Annotated in this window: 5 protein-coding genes; 3 read left to right on the top strand and 2 right to left on the bottom strand. The window is 56.1% G+C overall.

From position 1 onward, the window contains the following. Positions 1-669: Hint domain-containing protein (locus tag ACP151_RS21145; protein WP_424980771.1), on the top strand; the 669-nt coding region annotated here is incomplete at its 5' end. A gap of 209 nt (positions 670-878) precedes the next feature. Here the strand turns inward: ACP151_RS21145 and ACP151_RS21150 are convergent. Beyond that, the gene (locus tag ACP151_RS21150; RefSeq protein ID WP_424980773.1) at positions 879-1,949 is read right to left on the bottom strand and encodes a Hint domain-containing protein; all 1,071 of its coding nucleotides are present in this window, start codon (positions 1,947-1,949) and stop codon (positions 879-881) included. 206 nt (positions 1,950-2,155) lie between these two features. Between ACP151_RS21150 and ACP151_RS21155 the strand changes: the two genes are divergently transcribed. Both ACP151_RS21155 and ACP151_RS21160 read left to right on the top strand, forming a co-directional pair. Further along, positions 2,156-2,413 (top strand): type II toxin-antitoxin system Phd/YefM family antitoxin, encoded by a 258-nt coding sequence (locus ACP151_RS21155; protein WP_424980764.1) that lies wholly within the window; start codon positions 2,156-2,158, stop codon positions 2,411-2,413. Then, entirely contained in the window at positions 2,410-2,667 is a 258-nt protein-coding gene (locus ACP151_RS21160; RefSeq protein ID WP_424980763.1) for a Txe/YoeB family addiction module toxin, read from the top strand. Before ACP151_RS21155 ends, ACP151_RS21160 begins: the two co-directional genes overlap by 4 nt. Before the next feature lies 1 nt (position 2,668). Here the strand turns inward: ACP151_RS21160 and ACP151_RS21165 are convergent, their stop codons facing one another. Next, positions 2,669-3,295, bottom strand: coding sequence for a hypothetical protein (locus ACP151_RS21165; protein ID WP_424980762.1), 627 nt, complete (start codon positions 3,293-3,295; stop codon positions 2,669-2,671). Positions 3,296-3,368 lie beyond the last annotated feature (73 nt).

Genomic DNA, 3,368 nt, shown 5'->3' on the forward strand with positions numbered 1-3,368 from the left:
TCCGGCAATGCGGTTCTTACATTCCCGGATGGCACGTCGACCAAGTTGATCGGGGTTGCACCGTCCCAGGTAGATACGGTGCAAGAGCTCGGGGCCATGGGCATTCCATGTTTCGCCGCCGGGACATTGATCGAGACCGCGCAGGGCGCAGCGCCAATCGAAACGCTGGTCGAAGGTGATTTGGTTAAAACACGCGATCACGGGCTGCAACCGATCCGCTGGATTGGATGGCGCACTGTTGATGCCTCGGGTGATCTTGCACCGATTTGTATCAAGGCGGGGACGCTTGGGAATGATCGTGACCTTCTGGTCTCGCCTCAACATCGGATTTTGGTAACCGGCTGGAAAGCGTCTTTGCTGTTTGGCGAAGAAGAAGTCTTGGCTCCGGCCAAGGCGCTGGTCAACGACAAAACCATCCTTTGGCTCCGATTGCCGGCCATTACCTATTGCCATATGCTGTTTGACAATCACGAGGTGATTTTGTCCGAGGGCATGTGGACCGAGAGTCTGCACGCCGGCCAAGTGGCGATCGACGCTCTGGGCGACGAGTCGCGTCGTGAAATTCTCAGTATCTTCCCCGAACTCGAGAAGCCGGTGTTCAACGAAACAAGGCTGGCCCGCACGGCTTTGCGGGTCAAAGAAGCACAGATCTTGGCGGGATATCTATAAATTGGCTGCTGCCGTGTCGTTTGGTTTCAATCAGGCGTAAAAACGCGACCTGTTTCAAGAGATTCCTGCCCAACAATCAGGGCCGTCGCTACCGTGCCAAGACGGACACACACAGGCTTACTCCACGGGCTGCGTAACAGGTATGCTATTGCAAAACGCATTAAGGGACCCCACAAAGAGGCCCCTTAACGTGAAATACAAGTTTCGGTTTAGCCGATGAAGGCATCCAGGTGCTTGCCCACATAGGCCGCCTGTACAGGTGACAGGTTTGGCGCGGCCTCGGCGCGGGTGGTACCTTCGCGCAGCTCTGGGAACAGGGCAAAGATCTCTTCGCGGGCTGCCGCATCCATCGAACCCATGGTCGGCTGATCCGGGTGGAAGCTTTCTGTTGCAGCGCCCTCGGCGTAGATCACCTCGTGCTGGTCAAACATCACGTGATAATATTCAACCTTCGTGAATTCATCACGCAGGATTGTATCGTCGTTCACCAGTTCCAGCGCGGTCACAAGGGCCTCGTCATGGTCGAACAGCATTTCCAATTGCCAACCTTCCAGCACCATGCGGTGACGCGGAGAAACAACCAGATCACGACTGTTGCCCATGGCGCCGGCCTTGATGCGCACGGCGCGGTCTTTGGTGGCTGTCATGCCAATCCAGCGTACCGGCTGAAAGCCGTTGTCGCGGGTGCGCACCATCATGCCGGGGGTCAGGTCCTGCACGGCCACTTCACCCTGATCCGTATCGATCAATGTATCGCGGGTGAAACAGGGGGCTGCTTCAGAGTCCAGATAGATGTCAATCATGTCGGTAGAACCGATTTGGTTGCTACTGACCGAAAGCGAGGTAATCGGGATGTTGAAGGAAATGATTGGGATTGCTGTCCCGTAAATTGTTGGATCGTCTTGCAAATCACCGTTTACAATGGTCCCCGGATTGCCGTGTCCAGAGAGCACAGTAAACGGCAAATTGTCTGGATGAACAATCTGGGCCTCGCCCGCGTCGATCATATCCTGCAGGTTCACATCGACACCGTTGACGGTGAAATCAAAGCTATCGCTCTCTTCCACAGCGCTAAGCACAACAGCAAGCCCGTTCACGCCATCGCCATCAAAGCTATAAGAAACCGTAGAAGGACCGGAACCGCTGATCCACGTGCCTTGGTCGGTAAGGCCACCATAACTCGCACCGTGGGCGGCTGATGCGGTGACGGTGACTTCATTCCCGGCGATATCTGTGAACGTGTTGGTGGTGCCGCTGTCCAGAATTCCTGTAAGTGCCATTTTTATGTTCCCTGCTGTGTTTGTTCCGTTCCCATTGAAGGTAAGAGAAGAAGACGGCCCGCGTAAATGATAGCATACCGAATATCGAGACAGAATTCCGGGGTCCTGCCCGCTACGCAGATGCCGCGCCTTGCATGCCAAGCGGTGGAGCAGTTGGAGAAAAATTTTCTCTTTGAAATGTGTACGATTATTGGTACATTTTTACCATGGACGTGATGAAGTTTTCAGAGGTCCGCCAGGAATTGGCGGCGACAATAGATCGCGCGACGCAGGATTGTATCCCGATCGTGATCACCCGGTCCGGGGGTAAGCCCGCTGCCGTGCTTCTTTCCCTTGCTGAATACGAATCATTGTTGGAAACGCAGCATCTTTTGGGATCTGAGGCGAATATCCGCCAGTTGGTCGAAGCGCTGCGCGACCTGTCAGACGGGTTGCCTGCGGCAGAGGTCGGGAAGCAGGAATGAGAAAGCTGCGCTTTGCCGCACCGGTCTGGGAGGATTATCTGACCCTGCAACGGGCCGAACCTGCCCTGTCTGCCCGGCTGGATCAGCTATTGGACGCCTGTTGCCGCACGCCCTATGACGGGATCGGGCGACCTTGTGCTTTGGCCTCCCCCTTGAACGGATGGTGGTCACGCAGGCTGACCCATCGCCACCGTCTGGTGTATCGCGTGGTCGGTGATCAAATCTGGGTGGCGCAATGTCTCAGTAAGGTGTGAGTCACGTCGCGCGTGTCTCTATCCAGGCAACGGCAATGCTGTCATCTGCAGCGCGATAGGGTATGGCATAACCCTGCGCAGTTTTCAGTGCCGGATTTTGCCGCGCGGCACGCAGCCCCTGCGTAAGACCGCCCGATTTGACCAGCGCACGTTCTTCGGCATCCGCCGTGGATGAGATCCAGGCATTCAGATGGCGCAGCATGTCGGCCTCGGTGCTGATCCCCAGGGCGGCAAAGGCCGCCGGTTCACCTATCAGGGGCAACACCTCACCCATAAGGGACTTGTCTGTCGACTCAACAATCTCAAGCCGCCCCCGTTCGGTGAAGGCGCACAGGATGAGCGTCTGTTTCCGCGTGATTTGTGGCAGGCGCGCAGACAATTCTTCAACCGCACGCGGCGGGAGGCATGCGTCGTTGAGCATGTCCTGAGTGGCATGTGTGATCAGCCAAGCATTATCACCCAGCCGCAATCTGACCCATCCTGCGTCCCGCAGATTGTTCAACGCGCGCCAAATGCCCATACGGGAAAGCTGGGGCAGAATATTCTGTAAGTCGTTCAAAACCACCGGGCCGCTATGCGCAACGGCGCGATAGACTGCCAAAGTGCGGGTGGTAGGGGTATCAGCCATATTGGAAAGCTCTTTTGTAGCTTCGATCTTGTATGGTTTGGACCGGATATTGTTTCAACCCCCGCGTTCTTTT

It is taken from the genome of Leisingera sp. S232 (assembly GCF_049800895.1).
Lineage (GTDB): Bacteria > Pseudomonadota > Alphaproteobacteria > Rhodobacterales > Rhodobacteraceae > Leisingera.